At 70.8% G+C, this 23,692-nt stretch carries 20 protein-coding genes and 2 tRNA genes; 10 read left to right on the forward strand and 12 right to left on the reverse strand.

Translation table 11 applies throughout. The features are described from left to right. Positions 1–213 precede the first annotated feature (213 nt). The 4 genes from ABH940_RS00160 to ABH940_RS00175 form a co-directional block, all read right to left on the reverse strand. Positions 214–1,002: an MBL fold metallo-hydrolase gene (locus ABH940_RS00160; protein WP_370103829.1), complete on the reverse strand. Its 789-nt coding sequence runs from the start codon at positions 1,000–1,002 to the stop codon at positions 214–216. Continuing rightward, entirely contained in the window at positions 999–1,889 is an 891-nt protein-coding gene (locus ABH940_RS00165) for an NUDIX hydrolase (protein WP_370103831.1), read from the reverse strand. The genes ABH940_RS00160 and ABH940_RS00165 overlap by 4 nt, the downstream gene beginning before the upstream one ends. A 108-nt stretch (positions 1,890–1,997) precedes the next feature. Further along, positions 1,998–2,462 carry a RidA family protein gene (locus tag ABH940_RS00170; protein WP_370103833.1) on the reverse strand — a complete coding sequence of 155 codons (465 nt, stop codon included), beginning with the start codon at positions 2,460–2,462 and terminating at the stop codon, positions 1,998–2,000. Between the two features lie 2 nt (positions 2,463–2,464). Beyond that, entirely contained in the window at positions 2,465–2,623 is a 159-nt protein-coding gene (locus ABH940_RS00175) for a DUF4177 domain-containing protein (protein ID WP_143094391.1), read from the reverse strand. 155 nt (positions 2,624–2,778) lie between these two features. Here ABH940_RS00175 and ABH940_RS00180 point away from each other — a divergent pair, with 155 nt between their 5' ends. Together ABH940_RS00180 and ABH940_RS00185 are read left to right on the forward strand one after the other, a co-directional pair. After that, positions 2,779–3,807, forward strand: coding sequence for an ArsA-related P-loop ATPase (locus ABH940_RS00180; protein ID WP_370065461.1), 1,029 nt, complete (start codon positions 2,779–2,781; stop codon positions 3,805–3,807). Further along, a complete protein-coding gene (locus ABH940_RS00185) occupies positions 3,804–5,003 on the forward strand; it encodes an ArsA family ATPase (RefSeq protein ID WP_370065459.1) in 1,200 nt (399 codons plus the stop codon). The genes ABH940_RS00180 and ABH940_RS00185 overlap by 4 nt, the downstream gene beginning before the upstream one ends. 195 nt (positions 5,004–5,198) lie before the next feature. Here ABH940_RS00185 and ABH940_RS00190 read toward each other — a convergent pair whose 3' ends face one another. Next, positions 5,199–5,519, reverse strand: a complete 321-nt coding sequence (locus ABH940_RS00190) for a WhiB family transcriptional regulator (RefSeq protein WP_196195848.1) — start codon at positions 5,517–5,519, stop codon at positions 5,199–5,201. A 388-nt stretch (positions 5,520–5,907) separates the two neighbouring features. Here ABH940_RS00190 and ABH940_RS00195 point away from each other — a divergent pair, with 388 nt between their 5' ends. Continuing rightward, entirely contained in the window at positions 5,908–8,247 is a 2,340-nt protein-coding gene (locus tag ABH940_RS00195; protein ID WP_370065457.1) for a transglycosylase domain-containing protein, read from the forward strand. 175 nt (positions 8,248–8,422) lie between these two features. On the opposite strand, the gene ABH940_RS00200 is transcribed toward ABH940_RS00195, so the two are convergent. Then, entirely contained in the window at positions 8,423–8,890 is a 468-nt protein-coding gene (locus tag ABH940_RS00200) for a GatB/YqeY domain-containing protein (protein ID WP_370103835.1), read from the reverse strand. Between the two features lie 120 nt (positions 8,891–9,010). Between ABH940_RS00200 and ABH940_RS00205 the strand changes: the two genes are divergently transcribed. Continuing rightward, entirely contained in the window at positions 9,011–9,970 is a 960-nt protein-coding gene (locus tag ABH940_RS00205; RefSeq protein ID WP_370065453.1) for a metallophosphoesterase, read from the forward strand. Between the two features lie 53 nt (positions 9,971–10,023). On the opposite strand, the gene ABH940_RS00210 is transcribed toward ABH940_RS00205, so the two are convergent. Continuing rightward, entirely contained in the window at positions 10,024–11,124 is a 1,101-nt protein-coding gene (locus ABH940_RS00210; RefSeq protein WP_370065451.1) for a LysR substrate-binding domain-containing protein, read from the reverse strand. A gap of 242 nt (positions 11,125–11,366) precedes the next feature. On the opposite strand from ABH940_RS00210, the gene ABH940_RS00215 reads away from it, so the two are divergent. From ABH940_RS00215 to ABH940_RS00225, 3 genes are all read left to right on the forward strand, one after another. Continuing rightward, positions 11,367–11,440 (forward strand) — tRNA-Pro (locus tag ABH940_RS00215). 243 nt (positions 11,441–11,683) lie between these two features. After that, entirely contained in the window at positions 11,684–13,372 is a 1,689-nt protein-coding gene (locus ABH940_RS00220) for an LCP family protein (RefSeq protein WP_370065449.1), read from the forward strand. 102 nt (positions 13,373–13,474) lie between these two features. Beyond that, positions 13,475–13,548: transfer RNA gene (locus ABH940_RS00225), tRNA-Pro, on the forward strand. A 148-nt stretch (positions 13,549–13,696) separates the two neighbouring features. Here the strand turns inward: ABH940_RS00225 and ABH940_RS00230 are convergent. Continuing rightward, complete coding sequence (locus tag ABH940_RS00230) at positions 13,697–15,121, reverse strand: ATP-binding protein (RefSeq protein ID WP_370065447.1); 1,425 nt, start codon at positions 15,119–15,121, stop codon at positions 13,697–13,699. Between the two features lie 267 nt (positions 15,122–15,388). Between ABH940_RS00230 and ABH940_RS00235 the strand changes: the two genes are divergently transcribed. Further along, positions 15,389–17,137 (forward strand): pyruvate dehydrogenase, encoded by a 1,749-nt coding sequence (locus tag ABH940_RS00235; RefSeq protein WP_370065445.1) that lies wholly within the window; start codon positions 15,389–15,391, stop codon positions 17,135–17,137. 79 nt (positions 17,138–17,216) lie between these two features. On the opposite strand, the gene ABH940_RS00240 is transcribed toward ABH940_RS00235, so the two are convergent. Together ABH940_RS00240 and ABH940_RS00245 are read right to left on the reverse strand one after the other, a co-directional pair. Beyond that, positions 17,217–18,266: a hypothetical protein gene (locus tag ABH940_RS00240; RefSeq protein WP_370103837.1), complete on the reverse strand. Its 1,050-nt coding sequence runs from the start codon at positions 18,264–18,266 to the stop codon at positions 17,217–17,219. A 193-nt stretch (positions 18,267–18,459) separates the two neighbouring features. After that, complete coding sequence (locus tag ABH940_RS00245) at positions 18,460–19,374, reverse strand: glutaminase (protein ID WP_370065441.1); 915 nt, start codon at positions 19,372–19,374, stop codon at positions 18,460–18,462. A gap of 226 nt (positions 19,375–19,600) precedes the next feature. Between ABH940_RS00245 and ABH940_RS00250 the strand changes: the two genes are divergently transcribed. Then, a complete protein-coding gene (locus ABH940_RS00250) occupies positions 19,601–20,272 on the forward strand; it encodes an enoyl-CoA hydratase-related protein (protein ID WP_370065439.1) in 672 nt (223 codons plus the stop codon). A gap of 19 nt (positions 20,273–20,291) precedes the next feature. Here ABH940_RS00250 and ABH940_RS00255 read toward each other — a convergent pair whose 3' ends face one another. After that, positions 20,292–21,647, reverse strand: a complete 1,356-nt coding sequence (locus ABH940_RS00255; RefSeq protein ID WP_370065437.1) for an MFS transporter — start codon at positions 21,645–21,647, stop codon at positions 20,292–20,294. A 240-nt stretch (positions 21,648–21,887) separates the two neighbouring features. On the opposite strand from ABH940_RS00255, the gene ABH940_RS00260 reads away from it, so the two are divergent. Beyond that, entirely contained in the window at positions 21,888–23,096 is a 1,209-nt protein-coding gene (locus ABH940_RS00260; RefSeq protein ID WP_370065435.1) for an alpha/beta hydrolase, read from the forward strand. Positions 23,097–23,118: 22 nt separating this feature from the next. On the opposite strand, the gene ABH940_RS00265 is transcribed toward ABH940_RS00260, so the two are convergent. After that, complete coding sequence (locus ABH940_RS00265; RefSeq protein ID WP_370065433.1) at positions 23,119–23,619, reverse strand: DinB family protein; 501 nt, start codon at positions 23,617–23,619, stop codon at positions 23,119–23,121. Between the last annotated feature and the right edge of the window lie 73 nt (positions 23,620–23,692).

The raw sequence follows: 23,692 nt of genomic DNA on the forward strand, positions 1-23,692 counted from the left end.
GAGGTAGTTGCACTATCCCAGTTGGGGCATGCGGGGCAGTTGCACTATCAGGGGCGCGGGGCTCTGCTGATCTGCGGCTCCGCCGCGTGGGCGCGAGTAACCACTGATGAGCGAATGGCCCTGTACGTTCGGGGCTCCACCTCGCAGGGTGGCTTGTCGCGCAGTTCCCCGCGCCCCTGACGTTTGCAACCAGATGCGGGAGCGAATCCGCCGCTACAGCGCGCCCTGCTCCCGCAGGTACTCCAGCTGCGCGCGCACCGACCACTCCGCCGCAGGCCACAGCGCGTGGTCGACGTCCGCGTAGACGTGGGCCACGACCGCCGCGGGCGTCGTGTGCCCCGCGGCCACCGCTGCGGCGACCTGGGCGAGGCGGGACTCGCGGTGGGAGAGGTAGTACTCGACCGCGCCGAGGGCGTCGGTGAGGACCGGGCCGTGGCCCGGGAGGATCGTGGTGACGTCGCGCTCCTGCGCGAGAGCGCGCAAGCGGCGCAGGGAGTCGAGGTAGTCGCCCAGGCGGCCGTCCGGGTGGGCGACGACCGTGGTGCCCCGGCCCAGGACCGTGTCGCCGGTCAGCACCGCGCCGTCCGCGGGGAGCGTGAAGCAGAGCGAGTCCGACGTGTGCCCGGGCGTGCCGACGACGCGGAGCTCCATGCCGCCGTACGTCAGCACGTCGCCGTCGGTCAGGCCCTCCTCGCCGAGCCGCAGGGACGGGTCCAGCGCCCGGACCCCGCTGCCGCTGAGTTCGGCGAAGCGGGCCGCGCCCTCGGCGTGGTCGGTGTGGCCGTGGGTGAGGAGCGTCGCGGCGACCCGGCAGCCGCGCGCCTCGACGGCGGCCAGCACGGCCGCGAGGTGGCCCTCGTGCAGGGGGCCCGGGTCGATCACCACGGCCTGGGTGGATCCCGGCTCGGCGACGATCCAGGTGTTGGTGCCCTCCAACGTCATCGGCGACGGGTTGGGCGCGAGCACGAGAGCGGCTCGCTCGGTCGGCTGCTGGACGGTCACAGCTGCCCCCGCAGCGCCAGACCGGGGTAGCCCGGCCAGCTGACCACGACCGCGCCGTCCTGCTCGATCCGCGCCTCGGCCATGATCGGCTGGACGGTGCGCGCGTCCGCCGCCTCCAGCGCCTGGGCCGGGGAGGCGAGCGGCTCCAGCTCGCGCAGCGTGGTGACGGTGGGCGGCAGCATCCCGAACTCGCCCGCCGCGTAGTGGGCCACCGCCTCAGCGGGGCTGATCCAGAGGACCCGGTCCGCCTCGCCCGGCACCTCGGCCGTGCGCTGGCCGTCGGGGACGGTCGCGACGAAGAACCAGGTGTCGTAGCGGCGCTCCTCGAACGCCGGGGTGATCCAGCGCGACCACGCGCCAAGCAGGTCGCTGCGCAGCACCAGGCCGCGCTTGGCGAGGAACTCGGCGAAGGAGAGCTCGTGCGCCTCCAGGGCGGCGCGCGCGGCGCGCCACTCCTCGCCGGAGACGTCAGCGACCACCGAGTGCGCATCCGGACCGGCCAGCAGCACGCCGGACTCCTCGAACGTCTCCCGGACCGCCGCGCAGACGATCGCCCGCGCGTCGTCGGCGGGGACCCCGAGCCGCCTCCCCCAGGCCGCCGCGTCCGGACCGGCCCAGCCGACCTCGGGCCCGCTGTCGCGCTGGTCCACGGCCCCGCCCGGGTAGGCGTACATACCGCCCGCGAAGGCCATGGAGGTGCGGCGACGCAGCAGGTACGCCTCGGTACCGCCCCCAGCGCCCTCAGCGCCCTCAGCGCCCCGACCGCCCTGCTCGGCGGCGCGCAGCAGCACGACCGTGGCCGCGCGGCGCGGCGTGACGGGGGTCAGTTCACCGCGTGCCTGCGCCGCGATCCGGTCCGCCCAGCTCGGCGGGAGTCGATCACTCATGGCCGGATCGTACGGCGCAGGCTGCGGATTGCCCATGGCACCCTTGTGCCCGGAGCCGGAAATACCCAGCTCAGGACGGGTACAGGCAGATTTGGGAACTCCGCGGGGTCAGTCGCGGACCTGGACCTGGATCTCCACCTCGACCGGCGCGTCCAATGGCAGCACCGCGACGCCGACCGCGCTGCGCGCGTGCACGCCCGCCTCGCCCAGGACCGCGCCGAGCAGCTCGCTCGCGCCGTTGACGACGCCCGGCTGGCCGGTGAAGTCGGGGGCGGACGCCACGAAGCCGACGACCTTGACCACGCGCTCGACCTTGTCGAGGTCGCCGATCAGGGACTTGACCGCGGCCAGGGCGTTGATCGCACAGATCTTCGCCTGCTCCTTGGCCTCCTCGGCGGTGACCTCGGCGCCGACCTTGCCGGTCAGGCTCAGCTTGCCCGCGACCATCGGCAACTGGCCGGAGGTGAAGACATAGTCGCCGGTGCGGACAGCGGGGACGTAGGCCGCAAGCGGCGGGGTGACCTCGGGCAGCTCCAGGCCCAGCTCGGCCAGGCGGCTCTCTACCTTGCTCATTGCTACTGCTTCTCCCGCTTCAGGTATGCCACCAGCTGCTCCGGGTTGTTCGGGCCAGGAACGACCTGGACCAACTCCCAGCCGTCCTCGCCCCAGGTGTCCAGGATCTGCTTGGTCGCGTGCACCAGCAGCGGCACCGTCACGTATTCCCACTTGGTCATGACACCGGACTCTAGCCCGTTCGCCCAACCCCCACGGGTTACGCTCGCCTGGACGGGACAAGACTGCTGGAGACAGCGACCACTGCCGAACACCGCAACCGATCGAACGAGATCGAACAAGACAGCCGACGCCCAGCGCCAGGGAGGCACGCCACATGCCCGCAGCCGCATCCGCCGGCCCGGACTGGGAGGGCGTGCGCCTGCACGTCGTCAGCGGAAAGGGCGGCACCGGCAAGACCACGGTGGCCGCCGCGCTCGCGTTGGCGCTGGCCAAGGAGGGTCGCCGGACCCTGCTGATCGAGGTCGAGGAACGCCAGGGCATCGCCGAGCTGTTCGGCATAGCGGCGCTGCCCTACGAGGAGCGCAAGGTGGCCGGCGGTCGCGGCCACGGCGAGGTGTTCGCGCTGGCCATCGACATCGAGCAGGCGCTGCTCGAGTACCTGGAGATGTTCTACAAGCTGGGCCGCGCCGGGAAGGCGCTCCGCAAACTCGGCTTCATCGACTTCGCGACCACGATCGCGCCCGGCCTGCGCGACGTGCTGCTGACCGGCAAGGCCTGCGAGGCGGTCCGCCGCCGACGCCCGGACGGGCGGCGCGTCTACGACGCGGTGGTGATGGACGCTCCGCCGACGGGCCGGGTGACCCGGTTCCTGAACATCAACACCGAGGTGGCCGGGCTGGCCCGGATGGGCCCGATCTACACCCAGTCGCAGGCGGTGATGCGGGTGATCCAGTCGCCGGAGACGGCCGTGCACATGGTCACGCTGCTGGAGGAGATGCCGGTCCAGGAGACGGTCGACGGGATAGAGGACCTGCACGCGGCGAAGCTCCCGCTCGGCGGGGTCTTCGTGAACATGGTCCGCCCGCCGGTCCTGGACGCGGCGGCCGTGCTGGCCGCCGACGGGGACGACCACGAGGAGGAGCTGGCGCTCGCCCTCACCGAGGCCGGTCTCGGCGGCCGTCGCGCGAGCGGCGGTCCGAGCGCGGCGGTGCGGAAACTGGTCGGCCCCCTCCTGGAGCAGGGCCGCGAACACGCGGCCCGGGTGGAGCTGGAGCGCGAACAGCGCCGCGACATCCAGGGGCTGAAGCTGCCCACCTACGAACTCCCGCAGCTGGCGGGAGGCGTCGACCTCGGCGGGCTCTACCGGCTGGCGACGGAACTGCGGAACCAGGGGGCGGCATGAGCACCGGCAACGGCGGCAGCAGCGGCAGCGGCAGTGCGGTGAACGGCGGCACCGGTGGTGAACTGACCGCGCGTCACCTCGATGTCGACGCGCTGATCGACGACCGCGGCACCCGGATCGTCGTCTGCTGCGGCTCCGGCGGCGTGGGCAAGACCACCACCGCGGCCGCACTGGGCCTGCGGGCGGCCGAACGCGGGCGCAAGGTCGTCGTCCTGACGATCGACCCGGCCCGCCGGCTGGCGCAGTCGATGGGCCTGACCGAGCTCGACAACACCCCACGCGTCGTCAAGGGCGTCAACGGGGACGGCGAGCTCCAGGCGATGATGCTCGACATGAAGCGGACCTTCGACGAGGTCGTGCTCGCCCACGCCGACCCCGAGCGGGCCCGGCAGATCATGGAGAACCCCTTCTACCAGTCGCTCTCCTCCGGCTTCGCCGGGACGCAGGAGTACATGGCGATGGAGAAGCTGGGCCAGCTGCACGCGACGGGCCGGTGGGACCTGATCATCGTGGACACCCCGCCGAGCCGTTCCGCCCTGGACTTCCTGGACGCGCCCAACCGGCTGGGGTCCTTCCTCGACGGACGGCTCATCAAGGTGCTGACCGCGCCCGCGAAGGTCGGCGGTCGCAGCGCGATGAAGATGCTGAACGTCGGCATGACGATGTTCACCGGCGTGCTGAGCAAGGTGCTGGGCGCGAACGTGCTCCAGGACGTGTCGACCTTCGTCTCGGCGATGGACTCGATGTTCGGCGGCTTCCGCGAGCGCGCGGACCGCACGTACGCGCTGCTGCAGGCGAAGGGCACGGCTTTCCTCGTCGTCGCCGCGCCGGAGCGGGACGCGCTGCGCGAGGCGGCGTACTTCGTCGACCGCCTCGAGGCCGACCACATGCCGCTGGCCGGCCTCGTCCTCAACCGCGTCCACCGCACGGGAGCCCCCCAGCTCAGCGCGGAGCGCGCGCGGGCCGCCGCGGAGTCCCTCGACGACGGCTCGGCAGGCGCGGGCGAGCAGTTGGCCGCGGGCCTGCTCCGGCTCCATGCGGAGCGCGTGCAGATGATGACCCGTGAGAGACGCATGCGGGACCGCTTCGTGTCCGTCTACCCGGACGTCCGCGTGGCGGAGGTCTCCGCGCTCCCGGGCGACGTCCACGACCTCGACGGCCTCCGCGAGATCGGCACCCGCCTCACCGGCGACTAGCCGCACCCTTGGGCAGACTGGCTGCCATGCACCATCCAGGGGCGCGGGGAACTGCGCGAACAACCACCCCATGCGGATGGCCCTGCTCGTTCGGCGAACCACCTACGTGGGTGGCTTGTCGCGCCCACGCGGCACAGCCGCAATCAGTAGAGCCCCGCGCCCTTGATGGTGCAACAGCCCGGCGTGCGAAAGGTCTCAGCCCGCCTCGGCGTAGTCCTCCACGTCGCAGACGCTGTAGCTCTGCTCGTACTCGGACCGGGCCGTCTCGAGCAGACGGCGCCAGGACACCACAGTCGGTCGACGGCGGAGCAGTGCTCTACGTTCGCGCTCGGTCATCCCGCCCCAGACGCCGAACTCGACACGGTTGTCGAGCGCGTCGGCCAGGCATTCGGTGCGTACCGGGCACCCCGTGCACACCGCCTTGGCGCGGTTCTGTGCCGCCCCCTGGACGAACAGTTCGTCCGGATCACTGGTGCGGCAGGCGGCCTGCGCACTCCAGTCCTCAACCCAGCTCATGCTGGCGCCGTCCTCTCCCGAATCGAGGCTCCCCCACGGCGGCAACGGCGAATATGCCGTTGCCAGTTGAGGACGTTACGGAAGAAGTGGGCGTTGCAACAGCCCCTTGGGGCCCAATCCTTATGGCCCATTTGGACTATGCGTGCTCGGGAGATCACCCGTTGGAGTGATCGCAGGCAGCAGGCCTGTGCGGGCTTCGGGGACCCGCTTCGCGCCTGCCGGATACGCTTCCGCCTGGCATATGCCGCTCATATGCCGACGATTCGGTCATCTCTCATCACCCACAAGAGTGAGTCGAGCGGGCAGACGGCGTCCTGCCGTGCGCTTGTGACAAGAGTAGGCGAACAGCTGCCCGCCTGTCCGGGGAACGCCGCGTATGGTTCTGCGCATGGCAGCGAAGCGGAAGGTATCCCCCCTGCAGCAGATCTCGCTCGGAGCCCGCCTTCTGGGCGCGAGCGTGCTGGCCGGTGGCCTGGTGGCAGGCCTGGCCCTTCCTGCCGTGGGGGCGTTGGGGCTGACGGCCAAGAGCGCGGTCAACGACTTCAACAACATCCCGGACGACTTCACCACGCCACCCCTCTCGCAGGCCTCCTACATCTACGACGGCCAGAACAACGTCATCGCCAAGGTCTACTCGCGCGACCGCACGGTCGTGCCAGAGAGCCAGATCGCCCCGCTGATGCGTGCGGCGCTGGTCGACATCGAGGACAACCGCTTCTACCAGCACGGCGCGATCGACCTGAAGGGCACCCTGCGCGCACTGAGCAACAACAGCGGCGGCGGTTCGACCCAGGGCGGTTCCACGCTGACGCAGCAGTACGTCAAGAACGTCTTCGTCGAGGAGGCGGGCAACGACCAGGCCAAGGTGCTGGAGGCGCAGCGGCAGACGGTCGGCCGCAAGATCCAGGAGCTGAAGTACGCGATCAAGGTCGAGGAGACCCTGACCAAGGACCAGATCCTCACCAACTACCTGAACATCACCTTCTTCGGTGAGCAGGCCTACGGCGTCGAGGCCGCCGCCGAGCGCTACTTCGGCGTCCACGCCGCCCAGTTGAAGGTGCAGCAGGCCGCGCTGCTGGCCGGCCTGGTGCAGTCGCCCACGTACTACGACCCGCTGGTCTACCCGGACGTGGCGCTCCAGCGCCGCAACACGGTGCTGGAGAAGATGGCCGAGTACGGCAGCATCAGCTCCGCCCAGGCCAAGGCCGCCGAGGCGACGCCGCTGGGCCTTTCCCCGCACAAGGCGCAGGAGGGCTGCATCACGGCCACCCACAACGGGGAGGCCTTCTTCTGCGACTACGTCGAGCACATCATCCTGCAGGACCCGGCCTTCGGTGCGACGACGTCGGACCGTCAGGCCCTGTGGGACAAGGGCGGCCTGCAGATCCACACCACCCTGGACCCGAAGGCCCAGGCGGCCCTCTACTCCTCCGTCACCAAGCACGTGTACGCGGGCGACCTGGCCGCCACGGCGATGACCATGGTCCAGCCGGGCACCGGCAAGATCCTGGCGATGGGTCAGAGCCGCCCGTACGGCGTCGGCTCCAGCCCGGCGGTCACCACGCTGAACTACAACGTGGACCGCACCATGGGCGGTGGCGGCGGCTTCCCGACCGGCTCGACGTTCAAGCCGATCACCGCGGCGGCGGCGCTGGAGCAGGGCCTCAAGATGGACAAGACCTATCCGTCGCCCTACCAGGAGCCGTACCCGTCCATGACGGACTGCAACGGCAACACCCTGGCCCAGGTCGACAACCCGCCGGACCAGAACGACTCGACGTCCCTGGTGGGCCCGTTCGACATGCCCGACGCCATGGCCAAGTCGGTCAACACCTACTTCGTGCCGCTGGAGAAGGACGCCGGTCTCTGCAACGTCGTCCACATGATGAACAGGCTGGGCATCACCAGCCAGGCGACCTACTCCCCGAACAGCACCACGCTGGCGCCGATCGCGCAGGTGCAGTCGCTGACCCTGGGCACCAACAACCTGACGCCGTTGGAGATGGCGAACGTCTACGCCACCTTCGCGGCCCGCGGCCTCTACTGTGCGCCGACCGCGATCACCTCGGTGACCACGGCGGACCACAAGTCGCTGCCGGTCCCGCAGGCCAACTGCCAGCAGGTGATGCAGCAGAGCACCGCCGACGCGATCACCACCATGCTCAAGGGCGTGGTCGAGGACGGCACCGGCGCCGCTGACGGCTTCTCCGACGGCCGCCCGAGCGCGGGCAAGACGGGTACCACCGACTCGCACTACCAGGTGTGGTTCGTGGGCTTCACCCCGCAGCTGGCGGGCGCGACCGTGGTGAGTGACACCGCCAGCTACGAGGACCTCTCCAACCAGTCGATCGGCGGCGTCACGCAGACCGCCTTCGGTTCGACGGTCGCCGGTCCGATCTGGCACGACGCGATGGACGGCGCGCTGGTGGGCGTCCCGTACGGGAGCTTCAACCTGGTGCCGCTGCCGAACAAGAAGCCCTCGTCGAGCGACGGGGCGAAGAAGGGCAAGAAGCCCGGCCAGAACGGCGGCCAGAGCGGTGGTCCCGGTGGCGTGGGCGGCGCGATCTTCGGCCAGGCCGGCGGCGCGACGGGTGGCACGACGGGCGGTCCGGGCGGCGGCAACGGCAGCACAGGCACCGTCTTCGGCGGAACGGGCGGTCCCGGCGGCACCGGAATCGTCGGCGTCGCCGGCGGCGGGCCCGGCGGCGGCAACGGCTTCGGCGGCTGACGCGTGCGGCGAGCAACGGCGGGACGTTGCAACACTTCTGGGGGCGCGGGGCTCTGCGCGAGAATCCACCGATGAGCGGATGGCACTGTTAGATCGGTGCTCTCCCTCGCAGAGTGGCTTGTCGCGCAGTTCCCCGCGCCCCTGGGTGAGTGCAACTTCCCTTATCGGAGAGCATTCAGCCCGCGAGGGCCTGCTTCACCAGGGCAGCGACCCTGCCGCCCTCGGCCAGGCCGGAGACCTTCGGGTTGACGATCTTCATGACCGCGCCCATCGCCCTCGGGCCCTCGGCCCCGCCCGCCTTCGCCTCGGCGACGGCCTCGGCCACGATCGCGGTCAGCTCCTCGTCGGACAGCTGCTTCGGCAGGTAGGCCGCCAGCACCACGCCCTCCGCCCGCTCGCGCTCCGCGGACTCCGCGCGACCGCCCTGGTCGAAGGCCTCGGCCGCCTCGCGGCGCTTCTTCGCCTCGCGGGTGATCACCTGGAGCACCTCCGCGTCGCTGAGCACGCGCGCGGTCTTGCCGGCCACCTCCTCCTTGGTGATGGCGGCCAGGGTCAGCCGGATCGTGCCGGAACGAAGATCGTCACGGGCCCGGATCGCGGCGGTGAGGTCCTCCTGGAGCTGCTGCTTGAGCGTCGTGGTCATGACGTAAGTCTCGCATCTCCGGGCAAGCCTCCGCCCGGATTAACAGTCCGCTTCAGCAGTCCGGTCGCGCGTGCGGCACCTCGCGCACCGGCATCGCGCCGCTTCTGACACCATGGTCGAATGCGCACCCGATACGCCGTTCCGCTCAAGGCCCTGGGAGTCACCGCCGCCGTCGGCGCGGCCTGCGTCGGCTATGCCGCCGGGTACGAGGTGCGCTCGTTCCGGTTGCGACGGGTGGAGATCCCGGTGCTCCCGGCGGGTGCCAAGCCGATGCGGATCCTCCAGGTGTCCGACATCCACATGGTCAACGGCCAACGGAAGAAGCAGGTGTGGCTGCGCAGTCTGGCCGCGCTCCGCCCGGACCTGGTGATCAACACCGGTGACAACCTGTCGGACCCGGAGGCCGTGCCGCAGACCCTCGACGCGCTCGGTCCGCTGCTGGACTTCCCCGGCGCCTACGTCTTCGGCTCCAACGACTACTACGGCCCCAAGCCGAAGAACCCCGCCCGCTACCTGTCCGCGATGCTCTCCGGCAACCACGGCATGAACAACGCCGACGGCACGGCGCGACGCGGCATCGTCGGGGCCGTCCACAACCCGTGGACGGACCTGCGCGACGGCTTCGACGCGGCGGGCTGGGTGGACCTGACCAACCGCCGCGGCCGGTTGAAGGTCAACGGCCTGGACCTGGAGCTCACCGGGCTGGACGACCCGCACATCCGCCGCGACCGCTACCAGGCCGTCGCGGGCGGCCCGTCGGCCGACGCGGACGTCTCCTTCGGCGTGGTCCACGCGCCGTACCTGCGCGTCCTGGACGCGTTCGCCGCCGACGGCTACCCGCTGATCCTGGCCGGGCACACGCACGGCGGTCAGCTGTGCGTCCCCTTCTACGGGGCGCTGGTGACCAACTGCGACATCGACCGCGGCCGGGTCAAGGGCCTGTCCCGGCACGTGGCGGGCGGACGCCAGGCCTACCTGCACGTCTCGGCGGGCTGCGGCACCAACCGCTACACCCCGGTCCGCTTCGCCTGCCCGCCCGAGGCCACCCTGCTCACGCTCCGGCCGCGCGACCGCGCCTGAAACAGACCGCGCCCGAAGCAGACCGCGCCTGAAGCGGGCCGCGACGACCGGGGCTACTCGCCGTCGGCCGCGCGTACCTCTCCGGGGACCTCGTACGCGCCGTCGATCACCCCGACGTCCGCACCGTCCAGCGCGCCTGCCGCGTGCAGGCCCAGCAGGGACGCGCCCCGCGCCGCCCGGGGCGCGCCGGACGCCTCGGCGGGCTCGCCCGCGTCCGTGGTGCCGCCCGGCGAGGCCACGTCGCCCGAGAGCCAGCCGTGCCGTCGCGACGTCTCCTCGGCGACCCGCAGCAGTCGGCTGACCGACGGCGAATGCTTGCCGGGGCGCGTCACCAGGTGCACCTCGATGAAGGCGCGCGGCGTCACCGGCAGCCAGACCAGGCTGCTCGGCAGCCCGATCCGGCCGGAGAGGCCGACCATGGTCACCGCGGCGCCGGACGCCACCGGCGTGTACGAGGCGTCGAAGTCCAGGCCCCGGTAGAGCACCTCCGGCTTGGCCCCGGCCCGCGCGCAGATCTCCATGATCTCGTCGTAGTGGCCTGGGTTGTGGTCGCGCGGGTGCAGCAGCAGCTTGAGGCCGTCCAGGTCGGCCGGATCGATCTCGGTGGCGCCCTGGGCCAGCGGATGGTCCCTGCTGATCACGATGCCCTGCGGCTCCCGGCGCAGCAGCGTCAGCTCCACGTCCACCGCCAGCGCGTCCAGCTGCGCGGAGCGGACCAGGCCCACGTCCAGAGTCCCGGCGGCGACGGAGTCGACGATGTCGGCGAAGGCCATGACCCGGGCCGACACCTCGATGCCGGGGGCTTCCTCGCTCATCGCGAGCAGCAGCTGCGGGGCGGTCTCGTAGCCCGCGCTCATCCCGTAGCCGAGGCTGAGTGCGCCGACCCGGCCGTCCGCGTACTCGCGCACTCCGCGCCAGAGGTTCTCCGCGGCCTCCAGCAGTGCGGGGCCGCGCTCCAGCAGCATCCGACCGGCCTCGGTCGGCTCGACCTTGTGCGTCGTCCGGGCCAGCAGCTCCACGCCGAGCTCGCGCTCCAGCTCCCGCACCTGTCGGCTGAGCGCCGGCTGCGCGATGTGGAGCCGCTCCGCGGCACGTGTGAAGTTCCGCTCCTCGGCGACGGCCAGGAAGTAACGCAGGCGGCGCAGCTCGGACATACGTCCATCTTAGGAGTACGGCCATGCCGTTCCGGTATGAAGCACCCGGTCCGTCCTTACCTCGGCCTCTCGGCCGGGCCCGGGGTGGGGCTCCTGGACGACTCCTGGGCGGTTTCCGAGCGACTCCATGGACCCTGCCCGAAACCACCCCCGCACGCACACACCCCGTCCGACCCCCGCCCGCCTGCGGAATCGGATTTCGTCTCCGGGGGGATGGTCCGCTAGAGTAACCATCGTTGCACCGGGGTGTAGCGCAGCTTGGTAGCGCGCTTCGTTCGGGACGAAGAGGTCGTGGGTTCAAATCCCGCCACCCCGACTGGTGACGCACAGAAGAGGGTCGGCCTTCCGCTCAGGAAGGCCGACCCTCTTCTCGTGTGCCCAGACCGTTCTCGCGCATTTTGTGTGCAGTTTTCGCACCGGTTGAGACCGCTTGAGGTCACTGTGAGCGGTCTCACCGAAGGGAACCGAACGGCCAGCCTCTGGTGTCTTCACCCGTCGGGACTAGGATCCCCGGAAACCGATTGCGTGTTGACCTATTGCGGCAAGGAGCGGGACCGTCGTGACACCACCCGAAGAGTCCTTCGGCGGCCGAGCCGCCGCCCGCCAGGCTGCGCGCGGAAAGTCGGTCCCCGGCCAGCGGACGGCATCAGGCGGCCACGGGGCGGGTGGCCATGGGGCACCGGGCGGTAACGGACGGCGCAAGCAGAAGGCCAAGAGCCGGGGCAAGCGGATAGCCATGGGCGTCGGCGCTTTCGCGATACTCGTCGCGGCGGCCGGATGCGCCTGGGTGTACCAGCTGGACGGCAACATCAAGCACACCGCACTGGACAGCGGCAGCCAGCCCCAGAAGGGCGCCGTCATCCCCGGCGCGCTGAACATCATGATCATCGGCTCCGACACCCGCCTCGGCGGGGACGCCACGCTCGGCGGCGCGGACAACTCGCTGCCGCACGCGGACGTGGAGATGCTGCTGCACGTCTCGGCGGACCACCAGAACGCGACGGTGATGAGCATCCCGCGCGACACGGACCTGCAGATTCCGTCGTGCACCGGGTCGGACGGGAAGACCTACAGCTTCCCGACCCACGACCAGATCACCAACAGCCTGAACTACGGGCCGGGTTGCACGGTCTCCGCGGTCAACTCACTGACCGGCGTGCACATCGACCACTACATGATGGTCGACTTCTCCGGCGTGGTGAACATGTCCGACGCCGTCGGCGGCGTCCAGGTCTGCAGCAGTGCCAACGTCTACGACCCGGGCTCGCACCTCAAGCTGACCGCCGGCACCCACACCCTGGTCGGCGCCGGCGCCCTCGCCTTCCTGCGCTCCCGCCACGCGTTCGGCGGGGCGAGCGACACCGACCGCACGCAGACCCAGCACATCTTCCTCAGCGCCCTGATCCACAAGATGAAGAGCGCGAGCACACTGGCCGACCCGACGAACGTCTTCAGCCTGGCGGAGTCGGCGTCGAAGGCCTTCCAGGTGGACGACGGTCTCGCCGGCGTGACCAGCCTGGTGAGCCTGGCCAACACCCTCGGGTCGATACCGACCGACCACATCACCTTCGCGACCATGCCGACGGCGCAGGACCCGTACAACCCGAACGCCTGGCTGGTCCCGGGCCCGGGCTCGCAGCAACTCTTCGAGGCGATCGCCAACGACCAGTCGCTGACGCCGGGCTCGTCGTCCAAGCCGACAGCGGGCTCCACCCCGTCCGCGTCCGCCACGCAGTCGATCGACCCGTCCACGATCGAGGTCCACGTCTTCAACGGGACCGGGGTCACCGGCAAGGCCGCCGCGGTGCAGACCGAGCTGGCCAACAAGGGGTACAGCAACGCCGCCGTCGAGCAGACGCCGATGTCGGTGAACGCGAGCGAGGTGGAGTACTCGACCTCCGACCCGAGCTACAAGGCCGAGGCCCAGCAGGTCGCCTCCGCCCTGGGGCTGCCCTCCTCCTCCCTCACCGTCGCCTCCGGCCTGACCACTGTCCACGTGGTCGTCGGCCCCGACCTCAAGGTCGGCGGCGGCTCCGGGAGCACCTCGAAGGCTCCGGTCAACATCGGCCAGGCGACGGCCCAGGCCCACACCGAGAACGCGGGCGCCGCGGTCCAGTGCGCCCAGGCCAGCCCCTTCCCGCTCGGCGGCCTCCCGGCCTCCGCCGCGGCCTACCAGGGCCTCACCGTCGAGCAGGCCTACGCGCTCGCCACCAGGAACGGCATCCCCGACTCCGACCAGACCAAGTAACTCTCCCGCCCGGGCCCCTGTCCGCGTCCCGGCCTTAGGCCTTAGAGGCCGGGGCCGGGCGGACGGAGGCTCCGGGTCGGGTAGAGTTAGCTCCCGTTGCACCGGGGTGTGGCGCAGCTTGGTAGCGCGCTTCGTTCGGGACGAAGAGGCCGTGGGTTCAAATCCCGCCACCCCGACTGGTGAAACAGTAGGTCAGGGCCGGTACTTCCCTTCGGGGAAGCCGGCCCTGACCCGTTTCCGGGGCGGCTTCGGGGAGCAGCGACGTCCGGTTCTCTCGCCGCTCCACACCGAGCTCAACTCCGGCCGTAGTTTGACCAACGGCGTTCAGCGGGTACGCCAGGCGCCGAGGAGGTCCTCAGGTCCGTAGGTCGCCTGGAGGCCGGAGCAGTTGACGCCGCTTCGGGATACGGCGACCAGGGGGATCGGGTCGTCGGTGAGTGCGGCCCGGTGCTTGTGCAGGGCGGCCAGGTCATGTGCGTCGAAGGGGGAGGTCTCCAACCACTTGATCGACCCCAGGAAGAGCAACTCTTTGGCGACGGGCTCGCGATCGGCGCCCACGAGATCGATCTCGACGTCGTTGCTTCGGGTCCAGTAGCCGCCGACGACGGGAGCAGCGGGCAGTTCGCCGTCCGGCAGGATGCGGGCCAAGGCCTCGCGGATCAGGGGCTCGACTGCGCGTCCGCGCCAGCTCGTCCAGCGCTCTCTGATCCGGGCCAGGGTGAGGTCGCCGCGGATGCGCTCGATCTCTGCCATGTGCGGATCGAGAAACGCCAGCCAGAAGCGGAGGTAGGGGTCCGCCACCCGGTAGCGGCGCTCCTTCGAGGGATGGAGTGAGACGGGGAGTTCGGCCGCCACCACGCGCTTCTCGATCAGAAGGTCTGCCGCCCTGGTGAGAGTGGAGTGGGCGATGCCGCCCGCCACCCGGGCGATGTTGGTGAACGTCCTCTCGCCTGTGCCGATCGCCCGCAGTACCTCCCTGCCCATCGCCTGCGGGGGGAACTCGGCAGCCAGCGATCGCTCGGCGGAGACCAGGAGGGCGGAGATCGGGTTCTCCAGTGCTGCCTCAAGGAATTCCCACATCGTGGCCCCGGCCGGCCACTCCCGGCAGATCAGCGGGAGGCCGCCCGTGACGAGTGCGGCGTCGAAAGCGGCGGCCGGCTCCAGTTCGAGCATCTCGCTGAGGTCGGCCGGGTTGAGCGGTCCCACGACCATCTCCCGTCCACGCTGGTGGAACGGCCGGTCGTAGCTGTTGAGCGCCTTCATCATGGACAGATCCGAGCCGACCAGCAGCAGCAGGACGGGCTTGCGGCTGAGCAGGCGGTCCCACGCCCGCTGAAGCATCCCCTCAAAGGCGTCGATGCGTTCCATGAGGTAGGGCACCTCATCGATCACCAGCACGCTCGGCGAGTCGTCCGGCAGGATCTCCGCCAGCAGCCGGAAGGCTGCGTTCCACTGCTCCGGTGCCTCCTCTGCGAAGAGTGACTTCTGCGGCAGCGTGGAGGTGGAGACCGCGTCGAGCAGTTCCAACAGTTCGTCGTGGGCAGAGCCGCCCCCGGCGGTGAAGAACAGATGGGGGACTTCCGCTTGCTGCAGGAACTCCTCGACCAGGGTTGACTTCCCGACCCGCCGCCGTCCGCGCATGAGCAGGCACTGGCCGGGCCGAGCGGCGTTGCCCGCAGCACGGTGGACGTCTTCGAGCGCAACCGCCAGGGCCCGAAGCTCCCGGTCTCGGCCAATGAACCGATGCATGAGCGAACCCCCAATGAAGATGCGAAGACGGTATCCCTCAAGATAGTAGCACGAGAGATACTATCTCTAGCGCAACTATTATGGGGAGGTCGAGCCCTGCCTGTGGAGGAGGGGGTCAGGACGACGGCGGAGTCGGCGCCGCCCTCTCCGGTGCGACCCGGACGTTGCCGCGTCACTGCCGCGCGGGGCGCGGGTTTCGGGGGAGGATCGCTTCGGCACGACGGGCAATCCGACAGTCAGTCAACGGTGGCGCGGAGGAGCGTGGCGATGGCAGAGCGCACGGTCGCGGAGCAGATGATCACGGTGCTGCGGCAGGCCGGGGTGGAGCGGATCTACGGGGTGGTGGGGGACAGCCTGAACCCCGTCGTCGACGCGATCCGGCGGACCGACGGGGCGATCGAGTGGGTGCACGTCCGCAACGAGGAGGCCGGCGCGTTCGCTGCGGCGGCGGAGGCGGAGACGACCGGGCGGCTGGCGGTGTGCGCGGGGTCGTGCGGGCCGGGGAACACGCACCTGATCCAGGGGCTCTACGACGCGCACCGGTCCCGGGTGCCGGTGCTCGGGCTGGCGTCGCACATCCCGTCGGCGCAGATCGGGACCGGGTTCTTCCAGGAGACGCACCCCGAGCGGGTCTTCGTCGACTGCTCCGGCTACTGCGAGATGATCGGCACGTCCAGCCAGATGCCCCGCGTCCTGCGGACCGCGATCCAGCACGCGCTGGGTGGGCGTGGGGTGTCCGTGGTCGCGTTCCCCGGGGACGTGGCCGCGCTGCCGGTCGCCAACCCAACCGGGACCAGCGCGTTCCTGACCGAGCACGCCACGCCGATCCCGCCGGACGCGCAGGTGTCCGCGCTGGCCGAGGCGATCAACGCGGCGAACCGGGTGGCGATCTTCGCGGGCGCGGGGGTGCGCGGCGCGCACGCCGAGGTGATGCAGCTGGCCGACACGGTGAAGGCGCCAGTCGGGCACTCGCTGCGCGGCAAGGAGTGGATCCAGTTCGACAACCCGTACGACGTCGGCATGAGCGGCCTGCTCGGCTACGGCGCGTGCCACCAGGCGCTGCACGAGGCCGACTTGGTGCTGCTGCTCGGCACCGACTTCCCCTACGACAGCTTCCTGCCCGGCCGGAACACGGTGCAGATCGACCACGACGCGACCCGGCTGGGCCGTCGCACGCCGCTGGAGCTGGCGGTGCACGGGGACGTGCGGGCGACGCTGCGTGCCGTGCTGCCGCTGTTGAAGCCGCGTCAGGACCGGTCGTTCCTGGACGACATGCTGCGGCGCCACGGATCGGCCCTGGAGAAGGTCGTCGGCGCGTACACCAGGAACATCGAGCACCACACCCCCATCCACCCCGAGTACGTGGCCTCGGTGCTGGACGACGTGGCGGCGGAGGACGCGGTCTTCACCGTCGACACCGGCATGAACAATGTCTGGGCCGCCCGCTATCTCACGCCCAACGGGCGCCGCCGGGTGATCGGCTCGTTCCTGCACGGCTCGATGGCCAACGCCCTTCCGCACGCGATCGGCGCGCAACTCGCGGATCCGGAGCGGCAGGTGGTGGCGCTCTGCGGGGACGGCGGGCTCGGCATGCTGATGGGCGAGCTGCTGACGGTGGCGAAGTACCGCAAGCGCATGCCGCTCAAGGCGGTGGTCTTCAACAACGGCGCGCTCGGGATGATCAAGCTGGAGATGATGGTCAGCGGCTATCCCGAGTTCGAGATCGACAACGGCAAGGTCGACTACGCCGCCATCGCCGCCGCCTGCGGGATCCACAGCGTCCGGGTCACCGAGCCGAAAAAGCTGCGCGGCGCACTGACCGAGGCCCTGGCCGCGCCCGGCCCGGCGCTGGTCGACGTCGTCACGGACCCGAACGCGCTCTCGTTGCCGCCGACGATCACCGCCGCCCAGCTCAAGGGGTTCGCCCTGGCGGCGGGGCGAACGGTGCTGGACGGCGGCGTGGGCAGGATGATCGACCTGGCCCGCAGCAATCTGCGGAACATCCCGCGCCCGTGAACGAAGCGTCAGGTCCGCTCGCGGGCGCGGTCGCGGGTGCGGGCGCGGTCAGGGGCCCGGAATCGTGGCAGCGCTCGGTTTACGCGCCCGGCGCGGGCGGCTGCTGGCCGTAGCCCGGCTGCGGGTAGCCGTAGCCGGGCGCGGGCTGTGGGTAGCCGTAGCCCGGCTGCGGCTGCGGCTGCGGCTGGCCCATCTGCGGTTGCTGAGGCTGCGGCTGGCCCATCGGGGGCTGCTGAGGCTGCGGCTGGCCCATCGGGGGCTGCCCGATCAGGGGCTGCTGGGGCTGTCCGAACTGCTGCGGCGGCACCGGCTGCTGGACGGGCGGCGGGGTCGGCTGGAACTGTCCCTGCGGCTGCACCGGTTGACCCATCGGAGGCTGGCCTGGGAAGCCGGGCATGCCAGGCATCCCGACACCTGCCGGGCGCGCGGGGCGGCGGCTCGCGCTCATCTGGGCGAGGCCCATGCCGAGCGTCGCCAGAGCGACCAGCAACTGGACGATCGCGACCACGTTGAACAGGAGGTTGTGACCCTCCGTGAAAGCGCTGTGGATGACCGAGTCCAACAGGTCGGTGACGGTCGGATAGGCGAACAGCGCCATGACGGTGAGCACGACGGGCCGCCCCCAGGCACGGCCGCGGAACGCGCCGAACGCGCCCAGAGCCAGGGCAGCGCAGTAGGCGAGGTCAGCCGGTAGGAACTGGGAATCCGCGACGTACCGCACCAGGGTCACGCCGAACAGGCTGCCGAGCTCGGGGAGCACGCCGGTTTTCACCAGCGTCAGGATGAGCATCACCAGTTCCAGCCCCAGCATTGCCACCGCACCGAAGACGACCGTGTCCACGGTCGTCTTCTTGGGTGCGGGCGCGCCCATCGGCGGCGTGAACCCGACGGGCGGTGCCTGCAGGTATTGCGGACCGCCCGACGGGGGCTGCTGCAGCGGCGCCCCCGGCTGAGCCGACGACATCTGCTGTGGATACGACGGCTGTTGCGGCATCTGCTGCTGCATCTGCTGAGGCTGCTGCTGCGGTGCCATCGGCTGCCCCATCGGCGGTTGCTGCGGCTGCCCCATCGGCGGCTGCTGCGGCTGTGCGCCGGGATTCATCGGCGCACCAGGCCGGTCGAACGACATGAGGCCCTCCCCGTAAGTTCGGTGCGCGACCGTCGCGCCCAATCGGTCGTCGAGCCTATCTGCGGGCCTGCCTTCCGGTCACGCCCTCCTCAGCCAAGTCCCCCGCACGAGTCAGCGCGGTGCGGCCGGGAACGCTACGGTCGCATCGACCGCAGCGCACGGCACCACCGGACACGTACGTCAGCGCCGTACGTCAGAAGATCGACAGTCCCGAGAGTGTGGTGAAGGCGTCGAGCGCAGCGACCGCCGCGACGGAGTTGCCCGCCGGGTCCAGCGCCGGGCCCCAGGCGCAGATCGCCGCCTGGCCCGGGAGGATCGCCAGGATGCCGCCGCCCACGCCGCTCTTGCCGGGCAGGCCGACGCGGTAGGCGAACTCACCCGCGGCGTCATACGTGCCGCAGGTCAGCAGGATGGCGTTGATCCGCTTGGCCTCGCTGCGCGAGAGCAGGCGGCTGCCGTCGACACGGAGGCCGTGGCGGGCCAGGACCAGGCCGGTCTGCGCGAGGTCGCGGCAGCTGGCCGCTATGGCGCAGTGCGCGTAGTACTCGGTCAGCACGGTATCGACCGGGTTGACCAGGTTGCCGTGGCTGGCGATGAAGTGGGCCAGCGCGGCGTTGCGGTGGCCGGACTCGGCCTCGGAGGCGGCGACCTCCGGGTCGATGGCGAGGTCCGGGTTGCCGGACTCGGCGCGGACGAAGTCGAGGACGGCGTCGGCGGCGTGGCCTCCGGTCAGGCTGTGCAGGCGGTCGGTGACCACGACGGCGCCGGCGTTGATGAACGGGTTGCGCGGGATGCCGTGCTCCGTCTCCAGCTGCACCAGCGAGTTGAACGGGTTGCCGGACGGCTCGCGGCCGACCCGCTGCCAGACGTCGTCGCCGCCCTGGGCCAGGACGAGGGTGAGCGTCAGCAGCTTGGAGACGCTCTGGATGGAGAACGGCTGTTCCCAATCCCCCACGCCGAGGACGTCGCCCTCGACGGTGGCGACGGCCATGCCGAAGGCGTCGGGATCGACGCGCGCCAGCGCGGGGATGTAGTCGGCGACATGGCCGGTGCCACGGGTACGGCGGGCCGCCGCCAAGGCCGCGTCGAGGAGTTCCTGGTAGTCCACGTGCTCATTCTGGGGGTATTTCGTGCGTGAGCCGCCCGCCGACAGCTCGCCGACCGGCCACGGACGCATCACCGACCGCCTGCCCGCAAGCCGCCCCAAAAGCGACAGACAGCCGCAGAGGTCGCGGGTAGCATGACCGACAATTGGCTACCTGCTGGTAAGTCTCGTCCGGGGAAGCCGATTTCGAGACACCGCGCCACGAACCGACCAGTGCAGGAGCTGCGCCATGCCAGTGCTCGACCGCCAGGACGACGTCTTCGTCCTCGACATCGGGGACACCGAGAACCGCTTCCACCCCGACTGGCTGGCCTCCGCCAACGCGCTGCTCGACGAGGTCGAGGCCGCGGAAGGACCGAAGGCGCTGGTGACCGCGGCGACCGGGAAGTTCTGGTCGAACGGCCTCGACCTCGACTGGCTCTTCGCGAACGGCGACAAGGTCGAGGACTACGTCGCCGCTGTCCACGCTCTCTTCGCCCGCATGCTGACGCTGCCGTTCGTCACGGCGACGGCGATCCAGGGACACGCCTTCGCCGCCGGGGCGATGCTGTCGCTCGCGCACGACCTGCGGGTGATGCGCACGGACCGCGGCTACTGGTGCCTGCCCGAGGCGGACATCGACATCCCCTTCACGCCCGGCATGTCGGCGCTGATCCAGGCCAGGCTGACACCGCAGACCGCGCACGAGGCGATGGTCACCGCCCGCCGCTTCGGCGGCGCCGAGGCACTGGCACGCGAGATCGTCGACCGGACCGCGTCCGAAGGTGAAGTCCTGTCAGCCGCCGTCGAGTTGGTCCACCCGCAGGTGAAGAAGGCCGGGCCGACCCTGGGAAAGATCAAGCAGCGGATGTACGGGCCGGTCCTGGACGCCCTGCACGACAAGAGCGTCCTGATCGGCTGAACCGTTCGACGCCCTCTCCTCAGCTCAGTCCGACCGGCTGGGCCGAGCGGCTCGCGCCGGCCGGATCGAACCGGTCGGCCTGCGGGAGCGTCATCGCCGCGAGCCGACGTCGGCTCGCGGCGCTCTGCGCGACAGAGATACCGGTGACCGCCGCGCCCAGCACCGCCCAGCCGACCGGTCCCGCCGCCATCACCACGCCCGTGAGCAGCGGCGGACCGGCGGACTTCTGGATCGCCTGGGACATCCCGGCCACCCCGAGGTAGGCGGCACGGGCGTGCTCCGGGGCCAGCGAGACCGCGAGCTCCCACGAGGTCACCGAGCGGACCAGCTCGGCCAGGGTGACCACGACCGCCGCCGCCAGCAGCGCCAGCGAGGCGCTGATCGCGCCGCCCCCGGTCGCCGTGGCCAGGATCAGGCAGCAGGCCAACAGCGACACCCCGTACCAGACCACCGCGCGCACCGCCCGGCGCGGGCCCTCGGTCGCGGCGGAGATCCGCAGCTGCAGGACGACGACGAGCACAGTGTTGACCGCCAGGAACGCCGGGACGAACGCGTGCGGGGCCCGGGTGTGGCCGACCAGCCAGAGCGGCAGTCCGACGTTGAGCAGGGAGTCGTCCAGGCAGAGCGGGATGTCGCGGAGCACGAAGAGCAGATAGCCCTTGTCCCGCCACGGGTTGGCCACCGCCGACGGGCCCGGCGCGGCGGCGGCAGGGGCAGCGCTGGGCGCGTCCTCCGACGTGGCTACCGGCACTGGCACCGGGACCTGCTCTGGGACCGGGACCGCCGTCGTCCGCGCGCCGGGCTCGCGGGTGCGCCGGACCAGCACGGCGGCGAGCAGGTAGGTGACCACGTTGGCCAGCACCAGCGCCCGGTACGCGGCGAGCGTGCCGACGGCCAGGCCGATCGCCGCGAGGCCCGCGCCGAGTGCGTAACCCGCGTTGGCGGAGGTGCGGGTGAGCGCCTGGTAGGTGGAGCGCCGGTCGCCCGCGATCCGGGTGGCGAAGAGCATCTCCAGCATCTTCGCCGCGCGCTCGGCCAACGCGGTGACGGCGACGAAGGGCAGGAGCGCGGCGAAGCCGTGGCAGAACATCAGGGCGGAAAGGGCCACCATTCGGACGAGGTGACTGCCCATCAGTACCGTGCGCGCCGGCACGCGGTCGGCGAGCCACCCGGCGAGCGGTGATCCGGCGATTCCGGCGACGCCCGCAGCGCCCAGCAGCAGGCCGATCTGCTGGGCGTCGAGCCCGGCGACAAGGGCGAAGTAGAGGACGCCGGCGGCGGCCCACACACCGGTGCCGGCCCGGTCCACGAACTGGGCCACCAGCATGATCCGGGCGTCCCGCCCGCCGGGCGGGTTGCGCAGCTGGCTCCACATGGCGTCCCCCTCCGGACTTCCGGCCTCCCGCCTCCATCGCGGTATCTCGACATCAAGATACCTGGACCCGGGAGTCGTGTCGACATCAAGAATCTCGACATGGAGAGAAAATTGCGCCCGGTCGGCCGCGCCGGAGAAGCCAGGGGGAGCGCTTAGTGTTGATTTCCCGTTATACGTCCTGAATTCCACGGATTCCCGACCCGCGTCGCCACACCCAGCACCCAGCACCCGGAGCCGCTCATGACCGACCAGTCCACCGCGCCCGAGCCGGCCGAACCGGCTGAACCCACCGAACCGGCCGAACCTGACGAACCAGCCGACCGGCGGACCTGGCGCTCCCGTCTTCGCCCCGTCGGGCGGGTACGACGGGTACAACGGCGACGCACGCGACGGCTGCTGCTCTGGGGCTCGCTGACGGTGTGTGTGGGCGTGGTGGCGGCGATCGGCGTCCCGCTGATGAAGCACTACGAGATCCCGCCGTTCAGCCAGCGCGGTGAGCCGATCGTCTTCGACACCCCGGTCCCGGCGGGCCCTGACGGCCACGGCGCGGGCGACGGCGCGGTCTCGTCCGACGCGCGTACCGAACTGCCCACCGGCCCGGAGACGCAGTGGCGGATCGAGCACACGCTGGACGACGGGACGCACATCGCGGTCGCGACCATCACCGGTCGGAAGTCGGGCTACACCGGCAAGGTCTGGGTCTGGGCGCCGAAGGAGTACAGCGACCCGCGGTACGCGCACAGCGGTTTCCCGGTGCTGATCGCGCTTCCGGGCGGGCCCGGCTTCAACGACAACTACTGGAAGGACCCGGGCCTCAAGCTGGAGAGCAGCATCACCGACTGGTACCAGCAGGGGAAGAGCAAACCGTTCCTGCTGGCGATGCCGGTGCTCAACCCGGGCCCGGACGACCACTCCCACTACTGGGACGGCAGCGACATCCCCGGTCAGCCCAAGATGGGCACCTGGCTGGCGGAGGACATCCCGGACCTGATGCGGCAGAACTTCCGCACCCTCAGGTCCCGGGACGGGTGGGCCTTCATGGGGTCGTCGAGCGGCGGCTTCGCCGGGCTGAAGCTGGTGCTGCAGTACCCGGACCGGTTCAAGGCCGTGCTGGCCTCCGGGCCGGACATCGTGCCGGACTCGCCCTTCTGGAAGGGACACCCGGTCGAGCAGCAGCAGAACAACCCGCTGGTGCTGGCCCAGCAGCTGATCGCGCGCGGCGGCCCAGACGTCTACCTGGCGTTCCAGGTCGGCTCCCACGAGAACCGGGCGACGATCAGGGCGATCGAGAACTTCCTCGCGGCCTACGGCAACAAGGGGCCGGTCCACACCACGCTGAACCTGATCCCGGACGGGCGCCACAACGCGTACACCTACGTCCCGGCGATGGGCGCGGGCCCGATCGAGTGGATCAGCCGTCAGCTGGAGGGACCGGTCCCCTCCACCTGACGGATGGTCGGACCGACGGGAGTCAGCGGCGTTTGTGGTCGCCGGTCGCGCCGTCGATCAGCTCGCGCATGATGTCCATGTGGCCCGCGTGCCGGGCCGTCTCGGTGGTCATGTGGATCAGCACCCAGCGCAGCGTGACGGAGTCGCCGAACCACGCCGTACCGGCGGTGTCCAGGGACAGCTCGCCGATGGCCTGGTCGGCGGTGGCGCGGGCCCGGGCGTAGAAGGCGAGGATCTCCTCGGTCGACTCGTGCGGCTCGACGCGCATGTCCGGGTCGTCCTCGGCGTCGAGGTCGAACGGCAGCGGCCCCATCTCGCGACCGAAGGTCTCGCAGAACCAGGCCAGCTCGGCCCCGCTCAGGTGCTTGACCAGCCCGAGCAGGTTGGTCCCGGACGGGGTCATCGGCCGCCGGAGCTGCTCGTCGTCCAGGCCGCCGAGCTTCCACAGCACCGCGTCGCGGTGCCGGTCGAGGGCGACGTGCAGGCTTTCCTTCTCGGCACCGTGGAACGGGACTCGTTTCATGCGGCGAACGTAGCACCCGGATGCGCCGCCGTGTCCTGCGGGGAGGTCCACGGACGGTCACCTTGAATACCTC

This window comes from Streptacidiphilus sp. BW17, from assembly GCF_041262485.1.
Taxonomy (GTDB): Bacteria; Actinomycetota; Actinomycetes; order Streptomycetales; family Streptomycetaceae; genus Streptacidiphilus.

Excerpts from the sequence above, each read along its gene's own strand:
- ABH940_RS00165 (WP_370103831.1), bottom strand. The coding sequence starts at position 1,889 with ATGAGTGATCGACTCCCGCCGAGCTGGGCGGACCGGATCGCGGCGCAG.
- ABH940_RS00170 (WP_370103833.1), bottom strand. The coding sequence starts at position 2,462 with ATGAGCAAGGTAGAGAGCCGCCTGGCCGAGCTGGGCCTGGAGCTGCCC.
- ABH940_RS00175 (WP_143094391.1), bottom strand. The coding sequence starts at position 2,623 with ATGACCAAGTGGGAATACGTGACGGTGCCGCTGCTGGTGCACGCGACC.
- ABH940_RS00180 (WP_370065461.1), top strand. The coding sequence starts at position 2,779 with ATGCCCGCAGCCGCATCCGCCGGCCCGGACTGGGAGGGCGTGCGCCTG.
- ABH940_RS00185 (WP_370065459.1), top strand. The coding sequence starts at position 3,804 with ATGAGCACCGGCAACGGCGGCAGCAGCGGCAGCGGCAGTGCGGTGAAC.
- ABH940_RS00190 (WP_196195848.1), bottom strand. The coding sequence starts at position 5,519 with ATGAGCTGGGTTGAGGACTGGAGTGCGCAGGCCGCCTGCCGCACCAGT.
- ABH940_RS00195 (WP_370065457.1), top strand. The coding sequence starts at position 5,908 with ATGGCAGCGAAGCGGAAGGTATCCCCCCTGCAGCAGATCTCGCTCGGA.
- ABH940_RS00200 (WP_370103835.1), bottom strand. The coding sequence starts at position 8,890 with ATGACCACGACGCTCAAGCAGCAGCTCCAGGAGGACCTCACCGCCGCG.
- ABH940_RS00205 (WP_370065453.1), top strand. The coding sequence starts at position 9,011 with ATGCGCACCCGATACGCCGTTCCGCTCAAGGCCCTGGGAGTCACCGCC.
- ABH940_RS00210 (WP_370065451.1), bottom strand. The coding sequence starts at position 11,124 with ATGTCCGAGCTGCGCCGCCTGCGTTACTTCCTGGCCGTCGCCGAGGAG.
- ABH940_RS00230 (WP_370065447.1), bottom strand. The coding sequence starts at position 15,121 with ATGCATCGGTTCATTGGCCGAGACCGGGAGCTTCGGGCCCTGGCGGTT.
- ABH940_RS00235 (WP_370065445.1), top strand. The coding sequence starts at position 15,389 with ATGGCAGAGCGCACGGTCGCGGAGCAGATGATCACGGTGCTGCGGCAG.
- ABH940_RS00240 (WP_370103837.1), bottom strand. The coding sequence starts at position 18,266 with ATGTCGTTCGACCGGCCTGGTGCGCCGATGAATCCCGGCGCACAGCCG.
- ABH940_RS00250 (WP_370065439.1), top strand. The coding sequence starts at position 19,601 with ATGCCAGTGCTCGACCGCCAGGACGACGTCTTCGTCCTCGACATCGGG.
- ABH940_RS00255 (WP_370065437.1), bottom strand. The coding sequence starts at position 21,647 with ATGTGGAGCCAGCTGCGCAACCCGCCCGGCGGGCGGGACGCCCGGATC.
- ABH940_RS00260 (WP_370065435.1), top strand. The coding sequence starts at position 21,888 with ATGACCGACCAGTCCACCGCGCCCGAGCCGGCCGAACCGGCTGAACCC.
- ABH940_RS00265 (WP_370065433.1), bottom strand. The coding sequence starts at position 23,619 with ATGAAACGAGTCCCGTTCCACGGTGCCGAGAAGGAAAGCCTGCACGTC.